This is a genomic window from Vibrio sp. 1457 (genome assembly GCF_033340195.1).
Taxonomy (GTDB): Bacteria; Pseudomonadota; Gammaproteobacteria; order Enterobacterales; family Vibrionaceae; genus Vibrio; species Vibrio alginolyticus.
Genome location: NZ_JAWOWA010000029.1, coordinates 19,696 through 44,509 on the forward strand (window position 1 = coordinate 19,696; position 24,814 = coordinate 44,509).

At 45.8% G+C, this 24,814-nt stretch carries 20 protein-coding genes; 7 read left to right on the forward strand and 13 right to left on the reverse strand.

Annotated features, from left to right (window positions below; translation table 11 throughout):
- Nucleotides 1–39: 39 nt before the first annotated feature.
- The 7 genes from aroB to pilM all read right to left on the reverse strand — a co-directional run bounded on the left by aroB (nt 40) and on the right by pilM (nt 6,316).
- Complete coding sequence (gene aroB / locus R7Z41_RS21050) at nt 40–1,140, reverse strand: 3-dehydroquinate synthase (protein ID WP_005381318.1); 1,101 nt, start codon at nt 1,138–1,140, stop codon at nt 40–42.
- 32 nt (nt 1,141–1,172) lie between these two features.
- Nucleotides 1,173–1,691 (reverse strand): shikimate kinase AroK, encoded by a 519-nt coding sequence (gene aroK / locus R7Z41_RS21055; protein ID WP_005381319.1) that lies wholly within the window; start codon nt 1,689–1,691, stop codon nt 1,173–1,175.
- 187 nt (nt 1,692–1,878) lie between these two features.
- The gene (locus R7Z41_RS21060; RefSeq protein ID WP_206958469.1) at nt 1,879–3,624 is read right to left on the reverse strand and encodes a type IV pilus secretin PilQ; all 1,746 of its coding nucleotides are present in this window, start codon (nt 3,622–3,624) and stop codon (nt 1,879–1,881) included.
- 25 nt (nt 3,625–3,649) lie between these two features.
- Nucleotides 3,650–4,165, reverse strand: coding sequence for a pilus assembly protein PilP (locus R7Z41_RS21065; RefSeq protein WP_005382766.1), 516 nt, complete (start codon nt 4,163–4,165; stop codon nt 3,650–3,652).
- Nucleotides 4,155–4,748: a type 4a pilus biogenesis protein PilO gene (locus R7Z41_RS21070; RefSeq protein ID WP_053350733.1), complete on the reverse strand. Its 594-nt coding sequence runs from the start codon at nt 4,746–4,748 to the stop codon at nt 4,155–4,157. The genes R7Z41_RS21065 and R7Z41_RS21070 overlap by 11 nt, the downstream gene beginning before the upstream one ends.
- On the reverse strand, nt 4,741–5,316 hold the full coding sequence (locus R7Z41_RS21075) for a PilN domain-containing protein (RefSeq protein WP_005381323.1): 576 nt from the start codon (nt 5,314–5,316) through the stop codon (nt 4,741–4,743). Before R7Z41_RS21075 ends, R7Z41_RS21070 begins: the two co-directional genes overlap by 8 nt.
- Nucleotides 5,300–6,316, reverse strand: coding sequence for a type IV pilus biogenesis protein PilM (pilM, locus tag R7Z41_RS21080; RefSeq protein WP_005381324.1), 1,017 nt, complete (start codon nt 6,314–6,316; stop codon nt 5,300–5,302). The genes R7Z41_RS21075 and pilM overlap by 17 nt, the downstream gene beginning before the upstream one ends.
- Nucleotides 6,317–6,460: 144 nt before the next feature.
- Here pilM and R7Z41_RS21085 point away from each other — a divergent pair, with 144 nt between their 5' ends.
- A complete protein-coding gene (locus R7Z41_RS21085) occupies nt 6,461–9,022 on the forward strand; it encodes a penicillin-binding protein 1A (RefSeq protein WP_206958471.1) in 2,562 nt (853 codons plus the stop codon).
- Nucleotides 9,023–9,074: 52 nt separating this feature from the next.
- Here R7Z41_RS21085 and oxyR read toward each other — a convergent pair whose 3' ends face one another.
- Entirely contained in the window at nt 9,075–9,986 is a 912-nt protein-coding gene (oxyR, locus tag R7Z41_RS21090) for a DNA-binding transcriptional regulator OxyR (RefSeq protein WP_005381326.1), read from the reverse strand.
- Nucleotides 9,987–10,155: 169 nt separating this feature from the next.
- Here oxyR and R7Z41_RS21095 point away from each other — a divergent pair, with 169 nt between their 5' ends.
- The 3 genes from R7Z41_RS21095 (at nt 10,156) to R7Z41_RS21105 (ending at nt 13,202) form a co-directional block, all read left to right on the forward strand.
- Nucleotides 10,156–10,884 carry a redoxin family protein gene (locus R7Z41_RS21095; protein ID WP_005382781.1) on the forward strand — a complete coding sequence of 243 codons (729 nt, stop codon included), beginning with the start codon at nt 10,156–10,158 and terminating at the stop codon, nt 10,882–10,884.
- Nucleotides 10,885–11,075: 191 nt separating this feature from the next.
- On the forward strand, nt 11,076–12,548 hold the full coding sequence (locus tag R7Z41_RS21100) for a dihydrolipoyl dehydrogenase (RefSeq protein WP_213901839.1): 1,473 nt from the start codon (nt 11,076–11,078) through the stop codon (nt 12,546–12,548).
- A gap of 372 nt (nt 12,549–12,920) precedes the next feature.
- Nucleotides 12,921–13,202: a DUF3624 domain-containing protein gene (locus R7Z41_RS21105; protein ID WP_017633527.1), complete on the forward strand. Its 282-nt coding sequence runs from the start codon at nt 12,921–12,923 to the stop codon at nt 13,200–13,202.
- 194 nt (nt 13,203–13,396) lie between these two features.
- On the opposite strand, the gene argH is transcribed toward R7Z41_RS21105, so the two are convergent.
- The 4 genes from argH to argC all read right to left on the reverse strand — a co-directional run bounded on the left by argH (nt 13,397) and on the right by argC (nt 18,630).
- Complete coding sequence (gene argH / locus R7Z41_RS21110) at nt 13,397–15,271, reverse strand: argininosuccinate lyase (RefSeq protein WP_225478168.1); 1,875 nt, start codon at nt 15,269–15,271, stop codon at nt 13,397–13,399.
- A 242-nt stretch (nt 15,272–15,513) separates the two neighbouring features.
- On the reverse strand, nt 15,514–16,728 hold the full coding sequence (locus R7Z41_RS21115) for an argininosuccinate synthase (protein ID WP_005381332.1): 1,215 nt from the start codon (nt 16,726–16,728) through the stop codon (nt 15,514–15,516).
- Between the two features lie 84 nt (nt 16,729–16,812).
- Complete coding sequence (argB, locus tag R7Z41_RS21120; protein ID WP_005381333.1) at nt 16,813–17,604, reverse strand: acetylglutamate kinase; 792 nt, start codon at nt 17,602–17,604, stop codon at nt 16,813–16,815.
- 21 nt (nt 17,605–17,625) lie between these two features.
- The gene (argC, locus tag R7Z41_RS21125) at nt 17,626–18,630 is read right to left on the reverse strand and encodes an N-acetyl-gamma-glutamyl-phosphate reductase (RefSeq protein ID WP_005381334.1); all 1,005 of its coding nucleotides are present in this window, start codon (nt 18,628–18,630) and stop codon (nt 17,626–17,628) included.
- 144 nt (nt 18,631–18,774) lie between these two features.
- Here argC and argE point away from each other — a divergent pair, with 144 nt between their 5' ends.
- The 3 genes from argE to R7Z41_RS21140 all read left to right on the forward strand — a co-directional run bounded on the left by argE (nt 18,775) and on the right by R7Z41_RS21140 (nt 23,782).
- Nucleotides 18,775–19,911, forward strand: a complete 1,137-nt coding sequence (argE, locus tag R7Z41_RS21130; protein ID WP_005381335.1) for an acetylornithine deacetylase — start codon at nt 18,775–18,777, stop codon at nt 19,909–19,911.
- Nucleotides 19,912–20,183: 272 nt separating this feature from the next.
- Nucleotides 20,184–22,817: a phosphoenolpyruvate carboxylase gene (ppc, locus tag R7Z41_RS21135; RefSeq protein ID WP_005381336.1), complete on the forward strand. Its 2,634-nt coding sequence runs from the start codon at nt 20,184–20,186 to the stop codon at nt 22,815–22,817.
- A gap of 425 nt (nt 22,818–23,242) precedes the next feature.
- Nucleotides 23,243–23,782, forward strand: coding sequence for a PadR family transcriptional regulator (locus tag R7Z41_RS21140; RefSeq protein ID WP_005382791.1), 540 nt, complete (start codon nt 23,243–23,245; stop codon nt 23,780–23,782).
- A gap of 70 nt (nt 23,783–23,852) precedes the next feature.
- On the opposite strand, the gene metF is transcribed toward R7Z41_RS21140, so the two are convergent.
- Nucleotides 23,853–24,755, reverse strand: coding sequence for a methylenetetrahydrofolate reductase (gene metF, locus R7Z41_RS21145; RefSeq protein WP_005381345.1), 903 nt, complete (start codon nt 24,753–24,755; stop codon nt 23,853–23,855).
- Nucleotides 24,756–24,814 lie beyond the last annotated feature (59 nt).

The following is a 24,814-nucleotide window of genomic DNA, read 5'->3' on the forward strand; positions in this document are numbered from 1 at the left end:
TACACTACAAGAATGACGCCCAAAGGCGCCATTACAAGGTTAAATATCGCGACCGAAGTCTATTGCCTGTTTGAGTACGTCTTGTGTCGTATCAGCAATTACCTCGGCAGTGCCAATGCCTGTAGGCAAAACCAATCGTAATTGACCAGAGAGGACTTTCTTATCTCGCATCATGTGCTTGATGAAGTCATCGAAATTCATACTGTCTGGAGTATGCACAGGCAGTTTTGCACGACGCAAAATCGCAACAATACGCTCAAATTGCTCTTCCGAGATCAGACCGCGTAGATGCGACGTTTTGGCCGCCATAACAGTGCCGGAAGATACCGCTTCACCATGCAGCCAATTGCCATAGCCAAGTTCCGCTTCAATCGCATGACCAAAGGTGTGACCTAAGTTAAGCAAAGCACGGATGCCCGACTCTTTCTCATCCTGAGCCACCACTTCCGCTTTTATTTCACAGCAACGTGCGATCGCATAAGTTAGTGCTTCTTCATCCAACGCATACAAGCGCTCAAGATTGTCTTCTAACCATACAAAAAAATCTGCATCGTAAATAATGCCGTACTTAATGACTTCGGCGATACCCGCAGCGAACTCACGTTCAGGCAACGTCGACAGGCAGTTGGTATCAATGATCACGGCTTTAGGTTGGTAAAACGCACCTATCATGTTCTTACCCAACGGATGGTTAACCGCGGTTTTTCCACCAACCGAAGAGTCCACTTGGGATAGTAATGTGGTCGGTATTTGAATAAAGTCGACCCCACGCTGGTAACAGGCAGACGCAAAACCCACAAGGTCGCCAATAACACCACCACCTAACGCGATGATCACAACATCACGAGCATAACTCCCTTCCAGTAAGAAGTTCATTACTTGATTAAATACATCCAAGTTTTTGTACTGTTCACCGTCAGGCAATTCTAACAAGGATGCACTACAACCGAGCTGCTCGAGTTGCTTTAAAATTTTGTCTGCATACAAAGGCGCCACTGTGACATTACTGATCACAACAACTTTTTGTTTTGCATTTTTGTTTGAGAGAACTTGAGAGAGGTACGCCGGGTCCTCAAATAACCCGGCGCCAATAGAGATTGGGTAGCTACGCTCAGCTAGGTTGACCGTAATCCGTTCCATCGGTTTGCTCCAATTAAAAAAAAGATAAAGACTTATCTCTCTTCTAGCATTTTTACGATCTGGTTGGCTACCACTTTTGCACTTTGATCGTCAGTGCGAACAGTGTAATCCGCTACTTCTTCATATAAAGGATTACGTTCTTCAGCTAATTGCTCCAGTACTTCGCGAGGGTTATCCGTTTGAAGTAAAGGACGCTTCTTGTCGCGGTTTGTACGCGCAAGTTGCTTTTCAATCGTCGTTTCTAAGTAAACAACAACACCACGTGCCGAAAGACGATTGCGGTTTTCTTTGCTCTTAACAGAGCCACCGCCAGTCGCAAGCACGATGCCTTGCTCTTGTGTTAGGTCTTCAAGTACCGCTTCTTCACGCTTGCGGAAGCCTTCTTCACCTTCTACATCAAAAACCCAAGAGATGTCTGCACCAGTGCGTTCTTCGATCACTGTATCGGAGTCAACAAACTCCATATGCAGTTGCTGTGCTAGATGTCTACCAATTGTACTTTTGCCGGCGCCCATTGGGCCAACAAGGAAAATATTACGTTTCTCAGCCATGTTTAGCAGTAATTTACAACATTGATTCAATAAGATCGCCACAAGAAAACACAGCTAAACTGCTGTTCTACAAGGCTTGTGGCACCAGTTCCTCACAGATAATTCGTGATAAGACCCGAAATTATCCAAGCATGGTGCCACTATTGCAACTTTATTTTTGATTTAATCAGTTTTTCCCGAGACAGAACTACTGAATCACCACCTTAGGCGTGACGAAAATTAACAGCTCACTTTTACCAACATTTTCATAACTTCGACGAAAAAGCGCACCTAATAGCGGAAGATCGCCCAACAAAGGCACTTTGTCCACCGAGTTAGTAATGCTGTGCTGAAAAATACCACCAAGAACGACCGTTTCACCGTTATTCACTAACACTTGCGTCCCGATACGTTGAGTATCAATCGCAACAGCTTCACCAGTGCCTGTCTTCACGACTTGTCCTGGTCTATCTTGCGTGACACTTAAATCCAATACTAAGCGGTTATCCGGTGTGATTTGCGGGGTTACCTTCAAACTTAATACCGCCTTTTTGAACGTCACCGTCGTTGCACCACTTGATGATGACTCTAGGTAAGGAATCTCTGTACCTTGTTCGATATAGGCAGGTTTCTTATTGGTAGTGATCAAACGTGGGCTCGAGATAATCTCAGCTTTAGACTCTTGTTGCAGAGCAGAAAGCTCAAGATCCAACAAGGTGTCTGAACCTAACTTTGCGACCTGAAAAGCAATGCTGGTGGCATTCGGACTGGTTGCAGCTAAGTTTACATTTAGGAAGTCATCGATCCCTACTCCATCACCGTCACCACCGTCATCACCCCCTTCTCCATTATAGAGACCGATCGTGGCAAGGTTGTTCTCAATAGAACCGCCCACTGTATTACTGCCATTAATAGACGTAAAACCCCAACGAATACCTAGCTCGTCCATGTTACCTTCATTGATGGTCACAATACGCGCCTCAATTTGAACCTGTTTAACTGGAATATCCAAAGACTCAATAATTTCTCGAATCACCTCGATGTTTTCAGGTAACTCTCTAATCAATAACGAGTTAGTTCGCTCATCAATGGTCATACTGCCGCGCTCTGACAGCATGCTGATATTTCCTTCACCATTGATCATCTCCGCAATGTCTGATGCTTTAGCAAAATTAACTTTGATGATTTCAGATGAAAGCTCTCCCATTTCTTCCGTCAGTTTTTGTTTTTCTAACTGCTGCTTCTCACGCAAGTCCAGCTCATCAGTCGGAGCAACTAAAATCACGTTGCCATCAACACGCTTATCTAACCCCTTAACTTGCAAAATAATATCCAGCACTTGCTGCCAAGGGACACCATCAAGACGAAGCGTGAGGTTGCCTTCGACAGAGTCGGAGACAACCAAATTAAATTGGTTGTAATCAGCAATAAGCTGCAAGACATTTCGCACAGGAATATCTTGGAAGTTAATCGAAATAAGCTTACCTTCTCTTTCTAAAATGCTTTTATCTGGGGCTTTCTCATTGTGTTTGATCTTCGCTACTTTGATTTCCAAAAAACGCCCCGTTAAACGGTAATCATGCATGTATTCTTCATTGATGTGCGCAACCAAGCGCGTCGTCGAGGTGTCGCGAAACACTTCTACGCTCTCAACCACAGTCGAAAAATCTTTCACGTCTAGGAGATACAATTGCTCGTCTTTTACTGAAGTGTTAAGCAAATCGATACTTAACCCTTCCTGTACACGCTTGATATCTACAATCGCAGCCGGTGACGCCAATTCTACGACAATCACGGCGTCTTTATCTTTATTAGTTCGAAAGTCGATACTTTTTAGGGCATTGGACGAAACTTCTTCAGCTGCCGCTAAAGGGGCTAAAAATACAAACAACCATAAGGAGAAGAGCCCAGTAAGTATCCTTGGTGTACGTGTTAATCCTTGTCTCATTTTCATTACTCAATATCAAAAATAAATGGGGCTATCTCAAAGCCAACTTAACTTTACGTTTTTGCCAACATCCTAAGCCGTCGGGCAACGTTTCATTAATCAACAAATAGGAGTGGCTGACATGGGTCACTTTGCCATTATTGCGTCCGAGGTATTGACCCGGCTTAACTTTATAGACGGTGCCATTGGGAGCCTGAACGAGGCCAGAAACCGTGTTATCCATGCCCATGACCCCTTTCAAACGTAATTGGCTTAATGGGAATTTTTCTAATTTGCCAGTTCGCCTTCTTGAGGGCGGTTGCCAACAATCTTTTCTTGCAACTGGCTGAGTCGCGATGGTGGCTTCTTTGGGTAATTCAAAGGGTGCACGCTGTACTTCCGGTGCGTACGTGACTGCAACATACTTGTCTGCGGGCTTAAGCTTCTCGACCTCTCGACGCGCCTGTGTTTCCACTCCTCGAATAAAATCCGTCAATGATTCATCATTCGCCTGGCAGCCCATCAATAGAGAACCCATCAGTACCAGCAACAAAGACTTACTTGTCATTTTTCGTCTCCTCCGGCTTAAACTGATAGGTATTAGCACGCACCCGAAAGTGCAGGGTTTCGCTCTCTTGGCTGACACGTTGCCAAGTCACATCTTTAAACGTGATGATTCGAGGTAGCGTCGCTATTGCCTGAGAAAAATGGCCGATGTCATGAAAGTCGCCCGTTAACTCTATGTTTAAAGGAAGACGATAAAGGAAGTGCTCTGATTGTTTTTCGCCCCAGTCGATTCGGGTGAAAGTCAGCTTATTGTCGATGCCAAGCTCATTCACTGAAGCGAGCATTGTAGCCAGCTCTTTTTGCGCAGGCAGTTGTTGCAGTAATAACTCGTAACGAGTGGTAAGTTCATCCAATTGAGATTGAAGCTGAGGCAACGCTGCCACTTTGTTCGCTTTGATCTTCAATGCCACCTTGAGTGTCTGCTCCTGCTGGATCAAGTGATTCAACTGTTCTTCTTTCGGTTTAAGGTAAAACCAATAACCTAAGCCTTGAATCACCATGATCAGAAGCGCGATTACCACAATTTGGGGCAACAATGGCCACTCGGCCATTTCATCTATTTCGAGATCCTGCCAATCAACCACGTTGAGCCTCCAATTTCTTCTCCGTTACTTTGAACATGAAAGACACTTTGAATGTTTGAAACTCTTTCCCAAAACGGGCTTTGCCGTGAACGATGGAATGCATTTCTACGTCGTTCAACTTGGCCGAGCGCTCCATGTTGTCCAGCATCGTGGCAAGTTTTGGAGTGCTATCTGAGATCCCAGAGATCTCAATTTCCAGATCATTCATTTTGATCTTGTCAACATATACACCTTCAGGGATAACGGCAGGCATTAAGTTCATGAACTCGGTCGTTTTGTTTCGTCCGTTTTGTAAACCTTCAACGACCTTTAGACGTTCGAGGATTTTGCTGTGCTCTTGCTCTGCAATTTTCATTGCTTCAATACGCTGGTCGAGTTCGGCAATGTAGTGAGTGAGGTAATCGAGCCGCTCCTGTTGTTGATCTTGTTGGTACTCAAAAAACTTTCCAATACCCCACTGGATGCCAACAGCGACCAACATGCCTAATGCGACCAAACTGATGAAACGACGTCGGTGCTCTTCTCTTTGATTCTCTCGCCAAGGAAGTAAATTAATGCGATAAAGCACGGGCGCCTCCTAGCCAATGAATGCCACGAACGGCCAGTCCGGCTGCTGTTGAGAAATGCTGCCAATCCACAGCACGACGCTTACGCTTAGACACCTTCATCTCAAATAGCCCTAGCGGATTTAGCAATTCACACTCTAACGACAATTGTTGAGACAACTCCTCTGCGAGCATGGGAGTGGAGGCCCCTTCCCCTGATAACCAGATACCCTTGATGTTTTGTGAGCCATTGATTGAGGTATAGAGCTGCATCTGGCGCTTTACTCGCTCTACGATTTGACGGTTAAACAGCTCTGTTTTCTCCTGAGCATCATCGGACAGAAAATCGACTGGAGAAGCGCTGTTTGCTCCGCGTGTGCCGTAAGCAAACTCTTTGTGAAACAGTTCACCTTGTTCGGTAAACATGGTGAAGGAGCTCGATAAGGTGCCAATATCGAGTAAGCAGTATTTGTTTTTGTCAGGAAAGCGATCGGCGGTGAGCTTCCAGATATGACCAAGGCTTTGCGAATGCACGTCCACTAAAACAGGTTTTAGTCCGGACTTTTGTAATGCATCGACTCGGCCTTCTACCACATCTTTTCTTGTCGCAAACACTTGATAGCTATCACTGCCACTCTGCCCGCCCTCAGCGCGAAGACGAACGAAGTCTAAACTCAGCTCTTCGACAGGGAATGGCGATTGATGAGAAAAGGCTTGTATCACTGCAAACTCAACTTCACTCTCTTCAAGATTTTGTTCTATTTGCAGTTTCTTGCTAATTACCGAGTTATCAGGAACTGAGATCGCAACTTTTTTAGCACCAAAAGGCAGTTCTTTTTTTATCTGCTTGAGGGTCTTTACAATTTCTTGATGATTTATGGTGTTATTTTCAGCGACAATACCTTCCTTTAGTAATATTTCTTTGTAACCCAACAGAGCGTAATTGTTGCCTGTGGGTTTAAGTACTACGGCTTTGAGGCTGTTATGGCCTATATCGATGCCGGTAACGATTAGCTTATCCATCTCTTACTCTCGCTCCGAAATTTCTTCGTGCAAAGGTTGTTATTAGCATCCAAATAAGAGTTAATATCTCTTATGTGCTAAATTTTTGACCTAAGAGTACAAGGGTTTGCCGTTACACAGCCTCAACCAATCAGGGATTCTCCGGTGAAGTTCATAAAGCGTTTATTATTTTTAACATTGATTTGCATAATTCTTGGAGTCACCACAATATTTGGCTTCTATCAGTACGTGAAGCCTGAATTGCCAGATGTTGCAACTCTAAAAGACGTTGAATTACAAACACCTATGAAGGTGTTTAGTCAAGACGGGAAGCTGATCGCACAGTTCGGTGAAAAGCGTCGTATTCCTGTTACTTATGACGAAATTCCTCAAGACTTAATTCACGCGCTCATCGCAACCGAAGATAGTCGTTTCTATGAGCATCCTGGTATCGACCCTATCGGCATCACTCGTGCAGCGGTTGTTGTTGCGGTTTCAGGCTCGGCTAAACAGGGTGCAAGTACGATTACGCAACAGCTAGCTCGTAACTTCTTCTTATCTAATGAGAAGAAGATCATGCGTAAGATTAAAGAGATTTTTATTGCTATCCATATTGAGCAGCTTTTAAGTAAGCAAGAAATCATGGAGCTTTATGTCAATAAAATCTTCCTTGGTTACCGCTCATATGGCTTTGGTGCTGCCGCTCAAGTGTATTTTGGCAAGAGCCTTGATGAATTGACGTTAAGTGAGATTGCAACACTCGCTGGTATGCCAAAAGCGCCATCAACCATGAACCCAATTTACTCTCTTGAGCGCGCAACAAAACGCCGTAACGTTGTATTAATGCGAATGCTTGATGAGAAATACATTACACAAGAGCAGTATGACGAAGCACGCAATGAGCCTATTGTGGCGCGTTATCATAGCGCTGAGATTGAGCTTTCCGCACCTTACGTAGCAGAGTTGGCTCGTGCATGGGCAGTAAAAGAATACGGTGAAGAAGAAGCTTATACCTCTGGCTTGAATATCTACATGACTGTGGATTCTAAACTGCAAGATGCTGCAAATACGTCTGCGGTAAATAACCTCTTGTCATACGATGAACGTCATGGCTACCGTGGTGCAGAAAGTGTGCTTTGGAAAGAAAGGGAAGCGGCCTGGGACAATGAGCAAATAGAAAAGCACCTGAAGAAACAGCCAACTTATGGTGACCTTTACCCTGCGGTTGTGACGAAAGTCGATGATAAGACGGCACAAGTATGGGTTAAGAACCATGAAGAGCAAACCATCCCTTGGACTGGAATGCACTGGGCGCGTAAGTACATTACTGATAACCGCCAAGGCTCAACACCAAAGTCAGCGCATGATGTGCTAGCGACAGGTCAACAAGTTTGGGTTCGCGAAGTAAGTGAAACCGATGAAGATGACAACACAACACTGAGCTGGAAACTGAGCCAAGTGCCGACAGCAAACACCGCGTTTGTTGCGATGAACCCAGAAAATGGCGCGATATTGTCGCTGGTTGGTGGTTTCAACTTTGTTCACAGCAAGTTTAACCGTGCAACCATGTCAGTGCGTCAGGTTGGTTCAAGTATCAAGCCTTTCATCTACTCGGCAGCAATTGACAAAGGGCTGACTCTAGCCACTTTGATTAACGATGCGCCGATCAACAAGTGGGATGCAGGTTCTGGTTCAGCTTGGCGACCAAAAAACTCACCACCGACTTATGGTGGTCCAACGCGTCTTCGCCTCGGCTTAGCTCAATCAAAAAACGTCATGGCAGTGCGTACACTCCGTGAAGTTGGCCTCGAGGAGACACGTCAGTACCTTACTCGTTTCGGTTTTGATATTAACCAAGTACCGCGCTCAGAGACCATCGCACTCGGAGCTGGCAGCTTAACACCAATGAAAGTGGCACAAGGTTACTCTGTGTTTGCGAACGGTGGTTATTACGTTGAACCATTCTATGTAGAACGCGTGGAAGATGCATTCGGTGAAGTACTGTTTAAAGCCAATCCAAAGAGTGTTTGTCATAAGGATTGTCCACAAATGAGCGAGCAGCCAGAAAATCGCTACGCTGATGAATTTGGCGAACAAGACGTCGCAATTGACGGCCTTGCAACAGACAATGCCCTTGAAAATGATGAACCTCAATATGCACCGCAAGTTATCTCTGAACAGAATGCATTCTTAATGCGTGAGATGATGTACAGCAACATTTGGGGTGGCGGTAACTGGCGTGAAGGCACAGGTTGGAATGGTACAGGCTGGCGCGCGCAAAAACTTGGTCGTCGTGATATCGGGGGTAAAACGGGTACAACGAATGATTCCAAGGATGCTTGGTACAATGGCTATGGACCTGGTGTCGTTGCGATAGCTTGGGTTGGCTTTGATGATCACTCACGTGCACTTGGCCGCACCACTGTTAACAGCAACCTAGGGCAAGGCCAAATTTCTGGTGCCGAGTCGGGTGCGAAAACCGCAGAGCCTGCTTGGATTGACTTCATGCGTGTTGCGCTAGAAGGGACGCCGGAGCAAGGTAAAAATATTCCAGAGGATATTATTCGAGTTCGTATTGATCGCAACAGCGGTATGCTAACGCACAAGGTAGATAGCACATCAATGTTCGAATACTTTGAAAAAGGCACGGAGCCTACCGAATACGCTGGCGACCGTTTAGAAGATAGTATTTATTCTTCAGGTTCTGGCGCAGAAGAACTGTTCTAAATCACAAAAGCACAAGGGAGAGCATCAAGCTCTCCCTTTTTATTTCTGCTTTTTATGCTGCAGCATTCAATGATGGATAAGAAGCCAACACCTCTTTAATCTTCGCTGCTAAAGCTTCAAACCTAGCTCGTAATGGTGAGCCCGGACGGTATACGAGCACGATATTACGCGAGGGGGTTGGGTTAACAGCTGGTACGTAGCATACGCCATCTTTTTGCTTCTCATTAGGGATAGAAAGCTGAGGCAATAACGTAATCCCCGCACCGGCAGCAACCATGTTGCGTAACGTCTCCAAGCTGGTGGCTTTAAAACGCTCATCGTCTTTTGCACCAGCGGCAAAACAAAAACCTAACGCTTGATCTCGCAGACAGTGGCCGTCTCCCAACGCTAAAACGGTTTTACCATTCAGCTCCAACATATCAACATGGTCGAGAGAGGCCCACTCGTGGTCACATGGCACTGCGACACTTAATGGCTCTTGATACACTTCGATCTCTTTAAATGGCGCAGTTTCATCAACCGAAGCTAAAACTAAGCAATCTAGTTTGCCTTCTTCCAATTGACGCACTAATTGATGTGTTTGAGCTTCGTGCAGAAATAGTTCCAACTCAGGAAATGCTTCTTTTATCTGCGGCAGAATTTTGGGTAGTAGATAAGGCCCAACCGTCGGGATGAAACCAATATGCATCGGTCCAGTCATGGCTCCGCTTTGACCACTTGCCATATCTCTGAAGGTTTTCACTTCACTTAAGATGCGTTTAGCCTGCTCCACCAGCTGTAACCCTGAATCGGTAAACAAAACACGTCGGCTGCTTCGCTCTAAAAGCGTGGTCCCGAGTTCATCCTCTAGTTTACGAATTTGCCCACTCAATGTTGGCTGGCTAACAAAACATGCCTCTGCCGCTTTGCGAAAGTGCTTATGTTCCGCAAGTGCAACTAAGTACTCAAAATCTCGAATATTCATAATTCACGCTTCGCTTCTTTAATAATAGCTAATACCTATCAAAACCATAACACCAAACGATTAGAGCTATCAAAGGATTTTTACAATAATGGGCTCAACAAAACGAAACAGAGCGACGAAAAACGCTAAGCTCTATACGTATAATTTAAAATAGTTAAAGGAAATCATTATGTTTGTATCTAAAGAAGGTCAACAAGTCCCTCAAGTTACTTTTCCAGTTCGTCAAGGTGACTCTTGGGTGAATGTAACGACCGATGAGCTATTTAAAGGTAAGACCGTTATCGTATTTAGCTTACCGGGTGCATTTACTCCAACCTGTTCATCAAGCCATCTACCTCGTTACAACGAATTGTTCCCTGTATTTAAAGAGCACGGAGTGGATGAGATTATTTGTGTCTCGGTCAATGATACGTTCGTGATGAATGCATGGAAACAAGACCAAGAAGCAGAAAACATTACCTTCATCCCGGATGGTAATGGTGAATTCACCGATGGCATGGGTATGTTAGTGGATAAAAACGACATCGGCTTTGGCAAACGTTCATGGCGTTACAGCATGCTAGTAAAAGATGGCGTAGTGGAAAAAATGTTCATTGAGCCAAACGAACCAGGCGACCCATTCAAGGTGTCAGACGCAGATACGATGCTGAACTACATAGCGCCTGACTACAAAACGCAAGAATCCATCACGGTGTTCACTAAACCAGGCTGCCCTTTCTGTATGAAAGCGAAACAAAATCTGATTGACCACGGTCTTCAATATGAAGAAGTGATTCTAGGTAAAGACGCAACAACAGTTAGTCTACGAGCTATATCTGGTCGCACGACTGTTCCACAAGTCTTTATCGGTGGCAAGCACATCGGCGGTAGCGAAGAGCTAGAAGCGTATCTAGGCTAAGCTGTCCATAGCCTACACCCTCGGTCTCCGGTGCCTTTTGGCTCGGAGGCCAACCCTAACCCACTTCTTCTACTAGTCTAGATAAGTAGTCATCTGCCAATAGGGTGACTACTTATCCAGATTCAACTATCCAATTCACTCTCCAAGCTCAATGTAGCAAGCTTGGCTTAAAACAAAAGCGAGAGTTCACGATGAAACAAGTTAATGTCGACGTAGCGATTATTGGTGGCGGTACGGCTGGTCTTGGTGCTTATCGAGCAGCAAAAGCTCATACCAACAGCGTGGTAATGATTGAGGGCGGTCCCTACGGAACAACCTGTGCTCGTGTCGGATGCATGCCGTCTAAGCTGTTAATTGCGGCAGCAGAAAGTGTTCATCAAATCGAAAAAGCACCTGGATTTGGGATACACCCGCAAGGTGAAGTACGAATTAACGGACGAGAAGTTATGGATCGTGTAAAGCGCGAACGCGATCGTTTTGTTGGCTTTGTGCTTGAAAGTGTCGATGATATTCCCGCTGAAGACAAACTATCGGGCTACGCGAAGTTTGCCGATGACCACACTCTCATCATAGATGATCATACTCAGGTCACCGCACAGCGCATTGTTATTGCGACAGGATCTCGTCCAGCATATCCGGCAGCTTGGAATGAACTGGGTGATCGCCTAGTGATTAACGATGATGTATTTGACTGGGATGACTTACCAGAGTCCGTGGCAGTATTTGGCCCAGGAGTCATCGGCCTTGAATTGGGTCAGGCTTTACACCGCCTAGGAGTGAACGTGAAGCTCTTTGGCCTTGGAGGACAAGTGGGCCCACTGACAGACCCAGAGGTGATGGCGTATGCAGATAAAGCCTTTAAGGAAGAGTTCTACCTTGATGCAGATGTAAAAGTCGAAAGCATGAAACGCATTGCTTCGTCAGACAATGACGGCGAAGACAAGGTCGAAATCCAATTCATCAACCATGATGGCGAATTAGAAACTTTCGTTGTCGATTACGTATTGGCTGCAACGGGTCGTCGTCCAAACGTAGATAAGCTGACGATCGAGAACACCAATGTGGCGCTCGATGAACGTGGCGTACCAACGGCGGATCACTATACATTGCAAACTTCGGTAGAGAGCATCTTCATCGCAGGTGATGCAAGTAACCAAATTCCACTGCTGCACGAAGCCGCTGACCAAGGCCGTATTGCTGGAGACAACGCAGGCCGTTTCCCAGATATTCGTGCGGGTCTGCGTCGCTCACCAATTTCAGCCGTGTTCTCCGACCCTCAAATTGCTATGGTTGGCGAAACATATAAACAACTAGAAACACGTCTAGGCACATGTGGATGTTTCGCAACCGGTGAAGTCTCGTTTGAAAATCAAGGACGTTCGCGCGTCATGCTTCGTAATAAAGGTATTCTGCATGTCTACGGAGAGCAAGGCACTGGACGTTTTTTAGGTGCAGAAATGATGGGCCCGAATGCAGAGCATCTTGCTCACCTTTTAGCATGGGCGCACCAAAATAGGATGACGATTTCTGAGATGTTAGATATGCCCTTCTATCACCCAGTGATTGAAGAAGGCGTCCGCACCGCTCTACGTGATTTGAATGCAAAACTACACTTAGGGCCAGAAATGGTGAAACATTGTCTTGACTGCGGCCCTGGCTGCTAACGCTTTCAGGCTTCTATCTAAATATAAAGCAAAGCCTCGTCATCAACGAGGCTTTGCTTTACTACTTCGGCGCAATGAAATCTCTCTTACGCTGCCATCATTGCATAGCGGCTGACCATACAAATCGCGACAACACCGATCATAAAGAACCCACCAGCGATACTCAGCGCAAGTTTCAACTCTGTCGACATCATTATATTTCCTGTTAAAGACTGACAGCGCACCATACATCAATTACGTGCCACAAAGCTTTTACAAAGCTAACTTTCCATTTTTGGTTGTGTCATGGCGATCTAAGCCCGTGTAAGAAACGCTTTCCACCATTTAGTTAGATATATAATCTGAAGCAACACTAATGGTTTGGAAAACACTATGACTTGTCGCCGCTGCGAAGAACATTGGTTTTGGAAAAAACTTGGACGTTGCCAACGATGCTTGGATCAATTGACGGTACTTTCTGTACTGTGTTGGATTGTATGGTGGTTTACGCTCAAAGATGATCCACAAAGCATCGAGTCGATCGCTTTGATCTTTGCCGGCTTCGCTTTCAACGTTTTGTTGTTTTTACACTTATGGATGCGTTTTGTCATCTTGCCTTGGCAGCGTCGACGGGGACAAAAAAAGGCGAATAAAAAAGAGAAAAGTGACAGATAGAAAAAAGCCCCAAAACCAATGTCAGTTCTGGGGCTCTCTTAGATTCTTCTAAGAAAAAGCAGTGGTACTTTAATAGACCGGGCTTCCTCTCAAAGGTTCCAAATTTTTTCGATTTTTTTAGCGAATACTGATGTAAGTAAACAGGAAAATGACTATGTCATTGAATGCTAATAAAATCACTCCACAACTTCAGTTCATGCCACATGCGTTTTTTGGATCACTTGCTCCATTAAATTGATCTCAAGCGCTACCTCATCACATGCATGTTGACGTGGGCACTGATCGCAATCTTTCAGAACTTTCTCCGGCAGTAATGACTTCGATGTCGGTAAAAAGCTTTGCTTCATAAAGAACTCAGGCGTTCGCGTTAGAACAAAGACTTTCTTGATCGCCATCTGGCGCGCTTTCTCAACCAAATAGTTCACAATCGCACTGCCCTGCCCTTGGCCTTGCCAGCCCGCTTCGATACCAAGAGAGCGTATTTCAGCCAACCCTGAGTCATACACATATAGAGAAGCGCAACCCGTCACTTCACCATGATGCTCAGCCACCGCGAAAGAGCCAATATCTCTCACGAGCTCATTACGAGAGCGCGGAAGATTCTCACCAAGGTTCGCCCAGTAAGCAACCATACCTTCCAACGTTTCAATGTCCGTCAAACGTGCAGGACGCACTTTCACCGCCGAGCTGTCACGCTGGCTCAGGCGCTTATCCGCTTGTTCTACCGCGTAAGCGACCTGGTGAGGCGAAACACCCCCCAAAGCACAACGCTTTTCCAAACACGAATCGATAGTCAGAATGTCATACACATCCGCTTCAATGACTTCTGAGAAGGCTTTTAACTCTTCGATAGACAGCTCTTCTAGCGCACAACCTTTAGCAATAGCACCAACGACCGCGACACCGACGATGTGGTGAGCTTCACGGAATGGGATGCCTTTCGCCACTAGGTAATCAGCTAACTCCGTCGAGTTTGCGTAACCTTGTTTCGCCGCTTCTAGTGTGCGCTCGCCATTCACTTTAATACCGTCAAAACACAGAGCTGCCATTTCCATGCAGTCGTTCCATGTATCTAAAGCGTCAAACAACCCTTCTTTATCTTCCTGCATGTCTTTGTTGTACGCCAATGGCAAGGCTTTAACTGTCATCATCATGCTCGATAATGCGCCATAGACACGCCCTGTCTTACCACGGATCAACTCAAGTGCATCTGGGTTTTTCTTCTGTGGCATTAATGACGAACCAGATGTCACCGTATCCGCTAACTCAATGAAGTTTGACTCGCCTGAATTGTAGAAGATCATATCTTCTGCAAGACGAGAAAGGTGAAGCATAGAAATCGACGCCACCGACATCAGTTCCATCACATGATCACGATCTGAAACCGAATCGAGTGAATTACGCGTAGCACGGTGGAAACCGAGATTATGTGCTAATTGTTCGCGATCAATCGGATAAGCCGTTCCCGCTAAAGCACCCGAGCCAAGTGGACAAGTGTCGAGACGCTGTAAGGCATCATTCAGACGAGAGTAGTCACGATCGAACATTTCAACATAAGCCAAGCACCAGTGAGCAAAGGTTACAGGTTGAGCACGCTGAAGATGAGTATAGCCTGGCAATACGGTGCCTTGGTGCTGTTTAGCAACATGGACCATTTGTGCTTGTAGGCGATCTAAAGCAATCAACAATTGCTGACCTTGCTGACGACACCAAAGTTTCAAGTCTGTGGCGACTTGGTCATTCCGAGAACGCCCAGTGTGGAGTTTTTTACCTAAATCTCCCACTTTACTGATTAGCTGCTGTTCAACCCAAGAGTGGATATCTTCTGCATCAGAGCGAAGAATTTGGTGAGGGTCTTCCATCACTTCTAACTTCAGCTCATTTAAAGCAAGTTCCAGTTTTTTCTGTTCTTCTGCCGATAGCACATCAACAGAAAACAGAGCTTTAGACCATGCGATTGAACCTACGATGTCTTGCTCAGCCAATCGGTAGTCAAAACGCAACGAATCATTGAACTCTTTAAATCTGGTGTCTGCCGCTTGGGTAAATCTTCCGCCCCATAATGCCATTGCGTCTCTCCTGATGACTATTGCTTACTCTAACGTTCTCGAATGAGTAGTAACCAATTTGATGGTCATTTGCTCACTTTTTCTTATGGGTCAACGTTACGGCAATTTCGATAAAAAATAAAGTATAAATTCAATATTTTTACATATATATTCAAACCAACTTTAGATACCCGCTTTTAGAAACCAAAAGACCCGCCTATAAATGGCGGGTCTTTATTCAATCCGAGATGGATGTTAAGGGATTATTTCTTCTGGCTGTTCAATGCACGAATACGGCTTGATAGCGAGTAAAGACGGATAAACCCACCTGCATGGCTTTGGTCGTAAACTTCATCTTCACCAAAAGTCGCGAACTCTTCTGAATACAAGCTGTTGTCAGAACGTTTTTGCGTCACTGTCGCTTGACCTTTGTAGAGCTTAACAACCACTTCACCGTTAACGTCTTGCGCTAGCTCTTCTGAAGCGGCAAGGATCGATTTACATAGTGGCGTAAACCAACGGCCATCGTATACAAGGTGAGACGCTTTTAGACCTAGCTCCTCACGGAATTCGAATGATGATTTGTCTAGCACAAGCTGCTCTACAGCACGCAGCGCTTCCATCATGATGGTGCCTCCCGGTGTTTCATAACAACCACGAGACTTCATCCCAACAAGACGGTTTTCCACGATATCGATACGGCCAACACCGTGCTTAGCGCCCTTCTCGTTTAGGTAAACCAGTGCGTTGTATGGTGTCATCACTTCACCATCAACTTCGACCACTTCACCTTTTTCTACTTTCAGCGTGACGTATTCCGCTTCATTTGGCGCTTGCTCTGGGTCGACAGTCCACACCCAGCAGTCTTCGTTTGGTGCGTTCCACGTATCTTCTAAAACGCCGCCTTCCGTCGAAATGTGCCATGCGTTTGCATCACGTGAATAGATCTTAGTAAGAGACGCAGAGCAAGGAATATTACGCTCAGCTAGGTAATCCAAACACTCTTCACGGCTCACTAGGTCCCACTCACGCCAAGGTGCAATCACTTGTAAGTCCGGTGCTAGTGCTGCGAATGCGCCTTCAAAACGTACTTGGTCGTTACCTTTACCTGTACAGCCATGACACAGAGCGTCCGCGCCCACTTTACGTGCCACTTCAACCTGCGCTTTGGCAATGATTGGACGCGCCATTGATGTACCTAGCAGGTACTTACCTTCGTAGTACGCGCCGGTTTTTAGCGTTGGGTAAATGTAGTCTGCGACCATTTCTTCTTTCAAGTCAGCGATGTAGCACTCAGAAGCACCAGAGGCTTTTGCTTTCGCTTCAATGCCTTCTAGCTCTTCGGCACCTTGACCAACATCGGCAACGAAAGCCACTACTTCACAGTCGTAGTTCTCTTTTAGCCACGGGATGATTACTGAAGTATCTAGACCGCCTGAGTATGCGACTACCACTTTATTTACGTTCACTTTGCTCATGTTTTTTCTCCAAACTTAACTGGCGCTGCGCTCGGCGGTCAGTGCCAACTACGACTTCCTAATATTGAATTCTTTTGCTGATGCTTATTGAGGCAAGAATTGAGTACCAATACTTTCACCAGCGAATAACTGTGCTAATTTTTCTGGGTAACGCCAGGTCGCGACTTCAATTGGACGGCCAAGATCATTGGCGGCCTCCAAAGCGGCTTTAACTTTGACGATCATGCCATCGGTGATCACATGTCCATCGATCAACGAGTTAGCTTGCTGCTCTGACAGGGTTTTGATCAAATGGCCTTTTCCATCTAATACACCACTCACGTCTGATAACAGGACTAACTCCGCATCTAATGCGCCCGCAACCGCGACTGCTGCTTGATCAGCATTCACATTCATCATCTGGCCATCTTTGGTTAAACCAATTGAACTGATGATCGGCAGTGCACCTGTGTTTAGCACCGCTTGTAATAGTGCTGAGTCACCCGGTGATGCTTTGCCTACCGCGCCGAGTTCTGGGTCAAGTTCTTCAACAAGACACAAACCACCATCCGCAAGGCTAAGGCCCACAGCGTTAAGACCGTCCGCAATCGCTTGACCTTGAAGTAACTTATTCGCAGTGCCTGCAAGCGCGCCTGCAATCACAGGAATTTGATCGTAAGGTGTTACGCGTAAACCGTTTTTCTTTACGGTTTCAAGCTGAAGCTTTGCCATCAACTCATCAACTAGGTAGCCACCGCCATGAACGATGGCGATTTGTCGCTGTGCCGATTTTTGGTAAGCCGCAATGGCACCAAAAAGTTGGCTTAAGGTTTGAGTGCATGATAGAGCTGCACCACCTAGCTTAATGACTAAAGGAGCTTGATTGGTTTGCGTCATCGCATTTCCCTCTTTCAACGACTACAGCAACGCTGTCAGTTCTGGGTAACCGTAATGAATATTGAGACATTGCATCGCTTGACTCGATGCACCTTTAAGTAGGTTGTCGATAGCTGAAATCACAATGATGTGTTCGCCTTGTACCTTCCAGCCGATATCACAGAAAGGGGTATTTTCGACATCCTGAATACGTGGAATACCGTCGCCTTTAAGACGCACCGCAGGCTTGCCTTGATAAGCTTGTTCAAACGCCTGTGCCACTTGTGCTTCTGTCACACCTTGCGCAAGCTTCATGGTGATAGTGGCAAGAATGCCGCGTTTAAAGTTGCCGAGGTGCGGAGTAAAAATCACATCGCAACCCAAGTGCTGAGCAATCTCTGGCTGGTGACGATGGTTAAATACACCATAGGGTTGCAAGCTCACTTCACAGAAGCTGTTAACCATGGAGGCTTTACGCCCTGCACCTGATACACCACTGGTTGCGTTGATCACTGGCCATTGGTTGGTATCGAGCAACGCATGTTCTAATAAAGGTTTGATTGCAAGCTGTGAAGCGGTTGGGTAGCAACCTGCTACTGCAATCAAAGGAGTGGTTTTTATTGATTCTTGGTTCCACTCAGCTAAGCCGTATGCTGCTTTATCTAGCCAGTTGTTATGTTGATGTGCGAAGCCATAAAAAGTGTCGTAAAAGCCTTCACTTTTCACACGGAATGCACCCGATAAATCGAATACCTGACAGCCTGCCTCCAAGAAAGTTGGGGCTAAATTATGGCTGACTTCGTGAGCCGTTGCCAAAAACACCACGTCCGATTCTTGAGCGATTTGCAGTGGATCCGTTAGTGGTAAAACTGGCATATCAATGATGCCCGCTAGCTTACCGTGCAGCTGCGCGATGCTCTTTCCCGCATCAACACTGTTGGCGGAAACGTATAAACCTGATAGCGTGAGTTGTGGGTGTTTATTAACCATTAACGCTAACTCTGCGCCGGTGTAACCGCTGGCTCCAATAATCGTGGTTTTTAGCATTGTGTGACATCCATATACTTAAAGGCTCAAATGACTATTCATATTTAATTTTTGCTTTATTTTGATTTTTTATTCATTAAATATGATTTAATATGTGTTTTACATTTTTGTGGTCTGTCTGTCAACAGGAGATTTGAAGAATCCATGCAATTACCAACTTTTCTAGAGGTCTATGAAGGACTCATCAGCACCTCTTCTATCAGCTCCACGGATCCGAGCTGGGATCAGGGCAATGCAAAAGTCATCGAAAAACTCGCATCTTGGTTTAAAGATCTGGGTTTTAGCGTTGAAGTGATCGAAGTCGAGCCAGGCAAGCACAATATGATCGCACGTATGGGAGAGGGAGAAGGTGGCCTTTTACTTGCTGGCCATAGTGATACCGTGCCATTCGATCAAGGGCGATGGAATTTTGATCCGCATAAACTGACGGAAAAAGACAACCGCTTCTACGGTTTAGGCACAGCAGACATGAAAGGCTTTTTCGCCTTTATTTATGAAGCAGTGAAGAAAGTCGATTGGAGCAAGCAGAGCAAACCACTTTACGTATTAGCCACTTGTGACGAAGAGACCACCATGTTGGGCGCGCGACATTTCACAGCAAACGCCCCATTTAAGCCGGATTACTGCATCATTGGTGAACCCACCAGCCTTGTACCAATTCGAGGTCATAAAGGGCATGTGGCAAATGCCATTCGCGTAACAGGCAAGTCCGGTCACTCATCGGACCCAGCGCTTGGCGTTAACGCTATTGAGATCATGCATGAAGTCATGTTCGCCATGATGCAACTGCGTGACAAATTGATTAAAGAATATCACCATCCGGGTTTTGCCATTCCAAGCCCAACCCTAAATCTTGGACACATTCATGGTGGTGACAGCGCTAACCGTATTTGTGGTTGCTGCGAACTGCATTACGACGTGCGTCCTCTTCCCGGCATTAGTCTTGATGGTTTAGAGAACATGTTGCGCGGAGCATTAAAAGAAGTCGAAGCGAAATGGCCTGGGAGACTGGAGATTATTCCATTGCATGAGCCTATTCCAGGTTACGAATGCCAACATGACCACCCATTTATTGGTGGTGTTGAAGAGATCTGCCAAACCAGTTCAGAAACCGTGAACTACTGTACTGAAGCACCATTTCTACAGCAGTTGTGTCCAACCTTGGTGCTCGGCCCTGGGTCAATCGACCAAGCCCACCAACCGGATGAGTTTCTATCCTTCGACTTTATCGACCCCACAATTGATGTGCTTTCAAAGGCGATGGTCAAGTACTGCTGTTAATACGCGTTTAAGCTCAAAAGTCTGTGCAGCTCGATTGAGCTGCATCTTTTTATCTTCACAATTTAGCGCTAGTCTTAACACTTATTTAACTTGTTATTTTGTAATTAATTTTCACTTCTTACTCTATGGCTGCCGTAAATTTGCTCTAAATCAGGAGACAGCGGAATAATTGCAAACTTAGTCTGCTTTATTTGACTATAACTGGTGCTTTTCGCTAGATTGGAGTCTTAACAAGGACAATGGATGTAGTTTTTTTACGAGGCAGGACGACAATGAACGAGAAATACGCCGCACTCAAAAGTAATGTGCGCATGTTAGGCCACTTATTGGGTAACACCATTCGCGATGCCCATGGCGAAGAAATCTTCGAGAAAGTGGAAACCATTCGTAAATTATCCAAATCAGCTCAAGCAGGGAATCAAGCAGACAGGGACAGCTTGATCGAAGAAATCAAACATCTACCTGATGAGCAGCTAACGCCCGTTACTCGCGCGTTTAACCAATTTCTAAACCTCACCAATATCGCTGAGCAATACCACACGATTTCACGCCATTGTGAAGAGCACATTTGTGAACCAGACGCGATTAACTCGCTGTTTTCTAAACTGGTACAAAACGATGTGAGCAAACTGGACACTGCCCAAGCGGTTCGTGATCTAAATATTGAATTGGTATTGACGGCTCACCCAACAGAAATTACGCGCCGTACGATGATCAACAAACTGGTCAAGATAAACGAGTGCTTATCAAAGTTGGAGCTAAGCGATCTTTCTTCTAAAGAGCGCAGAAAAACCGAACGCCGCCTAGAGCAACTGATTGCCCAAGGCTGGCATTCAGACGTGATTCGACAACAACGCCCAACTCCGTTGGATGAAGCAAAATGGGGCTTTGCGGTCGTTGAAAACTCGCTATGGGAAGCAGTACCGGACTTCCTACGTGAGATGAATGACCGTCTAAAATCTTACCTTGGAGAAGGTTTACCCATTGATGCTCGCCCAGTGCACTTCTCCTCTTGGATGGGCGGTGACCGTGACGGTAACCCGTTTGTTACTCACAACGTTACGCGTGAAGTCTTACTATTGTCTCGTTGGAAAGCCGCCGATCTTTATCTCAATGACATTAACGAGTTGATCAGCGAGCTGTCTATGACAGTTTCAAACGATCAAGTACGTGAACTTGCTGGCGAAGATCAGCACGAACCATACCGTGCGATCCTGAAGCAATTACGCACTCTGCTCAATGAAACCAAAGATATTCTCGATGCTAAGATCCACGGTCAAAAACTGGCCGTTAAAGCACCACTGCAAAAAGTCGAGCAACTTTGGGAACCGCTGTATGCCTGCTACCAGTCACTAAACGAATGTGGCATGGGTGTAATAGCCAACGGCTCACTACTGGATACACTACGCCGCGTAAAAGCATTTGGTATCCATCTTGTACGTCTTGATATCCGCCAAGAGAGCACGCGTCACTCAGACGTCTTGTCTGAACTAACTCGCTACTTAGGTATTGGTGATTACGAACAATGGAGTGAGCAAGATAAGATTGCTTTTCTAACTAACGAGCTGGCATCTAAACGTCCGCTTCTCCCTCGTGATTGGGAACCGTCTGAACCCGTCAAAGAGGTTTTGGATACCTGCAAGATTGTTGCAGCACAACCGCGTGAAGCGTTTGGCGCTTACGTTATTTCAATGGCACGTACCGCCTCTGACGTACTAGCCGTTCATCTACTGCTACAAGAAGCAGGTTGCCCTTACCGCATGGATGTGTGTCCTCTGTTCGAAACGCTAGACGATTTGAACAACGCAGAATCGGTCATTAAGCAGCTTATGGGGATTGACCTTTACCGTGGTTTTATCCAAAACCACCAGATGGTCATGATTGGTTACTCTGACTCAGCGAAAGATGCAGGTGTTATGTCTGCTGGTTGGGCTCAGTATCATGCGATGGAATCGTTAGTTAAAGTGGCTGAAGAAGAAGGCGTTGAGCTAACTCTATTCCATGGTCGTGGGGGCACAGTCGGTCGCGGTGGTGCGCCTGCGCATGCTGCGCTTTTGTCGCAACCACCAAAAAGCTTGAAAGGCGGTTTACGTGTAACAGAGCAAGGCGAGATGATCCGCTTTAAACTGGGACTCCCAGATGTCGCAGTAAACAGCTTTAACCTATATGCAAGTGCGATTCTGGAAGCCAACTTGTTACCGCCACCAGAGCCAAAACAAGAATGGCGCGACTTGATGGAAGTGCTATCAGAAGTAAGCTGTGAGTCTTACCGAAATGTGGTTCGTGGCGAGCCAGATTTCGTGCCTTACTTCCGCCAAGCAACACCAGAACTCGAACTCGGCAAGTTGCCACTTGGTTCTCGTCCTGCAAAACGAAACCCTAAGGGCGGAGTAGAGAGCTTACGTGCAATCCCGTGGATCTTCTCATGGAGTCAAAACCGTTTGGTACTTCCTGCATGGCTAGGCGCAGGTGAAGCGATTCAATACTCGATCGATAAAGGCCACCAAGCATTGCTCGAAGAGATGTGCCGCGAATGGCCGTTTTTCTCTACTCGTCTCGGCATGCTAGAGATGGTGTACTCGAAGTGTAATATTGATATCTCTCGCTACTACGATGAGCGATTGGTGGATGAGTCGCTCCGTCCACTCGGTGAAAAACTTCGTGCTCAGCTTCAAGAAGACATCAAAGCGGTACTGAATGTAGAGAACAATGAAAACTTGATGCAGCATGACCCTTGGGGACTCGAGTCGATTCGCTTACGCAATATCTACGTTGAGCCATTGAATATGCTACAAGCAGAGCTGCTATACCGCACGCGTCAAACCGAAGAAGCCTCTGCAAACTTGGAAGAAGCGTTGATGGTGACGATTGCTGGTATTGCTGCTGGTATGCGCAACACAGGCTAATCGTTTCATTTTTAATAAAAAGCTGGGCAAATGCTCAGCTTTTTTTTATCACAGGATAATCGCACCAAAACAAAAGCAGTTTAATAAACTACTAGAGACCCAAAAAATACCAAAATAAAAGAACAAAAAACCACAAGTTAACACTATTGATTATTATGTTAGTTTTTTAGGGTAATTTTGTCCTACTATTCCACTTCATGCTTATTATTTATATACTACTTGCCTGCTGAGAGCTCATAAATCCAATCATACCTGCTCCAGCCTTGATGGGACTCCCCATCTCTCTAGGTGATAAACGGCTTTAAGGTGACAGGACCAACATTGTTGGTGCTACTTATACATTAAAAAACTCAAGTGCCAGTAAGAGCGCAGCTGAAAGTATAAGTAGCTTGTTTACAAGTTTATTGACCATTTGGATTGAAGACATGTCATTACCACACGTAATCTTAACTGTTCTTAGCACTCGCGACGCAACCGGTTACGATATCACTAAAGAATTCTCTGCTAGCATCGGTTACTTCTGGAAAGCAAGCCACCAACAGGTGTACCGTGAACTCAACAAAATGGCTGAGAAAGAACTGGTTACTTGCGTATTAGAACCCCAAGAAGGCAAACCAGACCGCAAGGTTTACTCCATTACAGACGCTGGTCGCAGCGCTTTAGGAGAGTGGTTTGATCAACCAACTGCACACCCAACAGTTCGTGATGAGTTTTCAGCGAAATTGATGGCATGTGCCGTTCAACCTGCAGCTCCATTCCGTGACCAACTCGCCGAGCTAGTTGAAGAGTCTCGCAAACTGGTTTCTCACTACAAAGAAATTGAAGCGGCTTACTACGCAACGCCGTCAACTTTAGATAAACAAGCTCGCCTAGAACGTCTAACGCTTCGCCGTAACCTTCTGTTACGTGAAACTTGGATCACTTGGGCAGAAGAAGTTCTAACTGAACTTGAAGTGATTGGTTAAACTCCTTTTGCTTTGATAAAACGAAAAAGGCTTGCCACTTGGCAAGCCTTTTATCCTTTTGAAACCAGATTTACGCACCGACTACTGCGCGAGGACGAACACCCAACGTATGACATAACGCGTAAGTCATCTCTGCACGGTTTAGCGTGTAGAAGTGAAAGTCCTTAACCCCTTCACGACTCAGTACACGCACCATATCAATAGCTTGGCTAGCTCCTACAAGCTGGCGAGTCACCGGATCATCATCCAAGCCATCGAATTGTTTGCTCATCCATCCTGGTACTTTCACATTGTTCTGTGCCGCAAAGCGAGACGCTTGCTTAAAGTTCGATACAGGCAAAATTCCTGGCACAATTTCTACGTCAATTCCTGCTGCGACACAACGGTCACGGAATCGCAGGTAAGACTCAACGTCAAAAAAGAACTGAGTAATAGCACGGTTTGCACCTGCATCTACCTTACGTTTTAGGTTCAATAAGTCAGACTGAGCGCTTTTAGCTTCAGGGTGAACCTCAGGGAATGCAGCAACGGAGATATCGAAATCGTGGCGTGATTTCAGCAGCTCAACCAAATCCGAGGCATACATATCAGGCGCACCGCCACCTGGAGGAATATCACCACGCAGAGCGACGATATTTTCAATACCATTGTTCCAATAATCATCGGCAATATTAATCAACTCTTCACGAGTCGCATCAATACAAGTGAGATGGGGAGCGGCAACCAATCCGGTTGTGGCTTTAATTTCTTTAATGATGGAGTGTGTTCTGTCACGCTCGCCGGAGTTCGCACCGTAAGTCACAGAAACAAATTTAGGTTGAAGCGTTTTAAGACGGTGCACTGAATTCCAAAGTGTTTCTTCCATCTTAGCGCTGCTTGGCGGAAAAAACTCAAACGATACATTGATGTTATCTGATAACTCAGCAATATTCTGGTTCAAGGCGTCGATATGGCCTGCGTGCGTATATCCCATCTTACTCTCCCTGCGGCACTCCGCCACGAAAACAAATCCTTAAAATCGACGTTTGGACG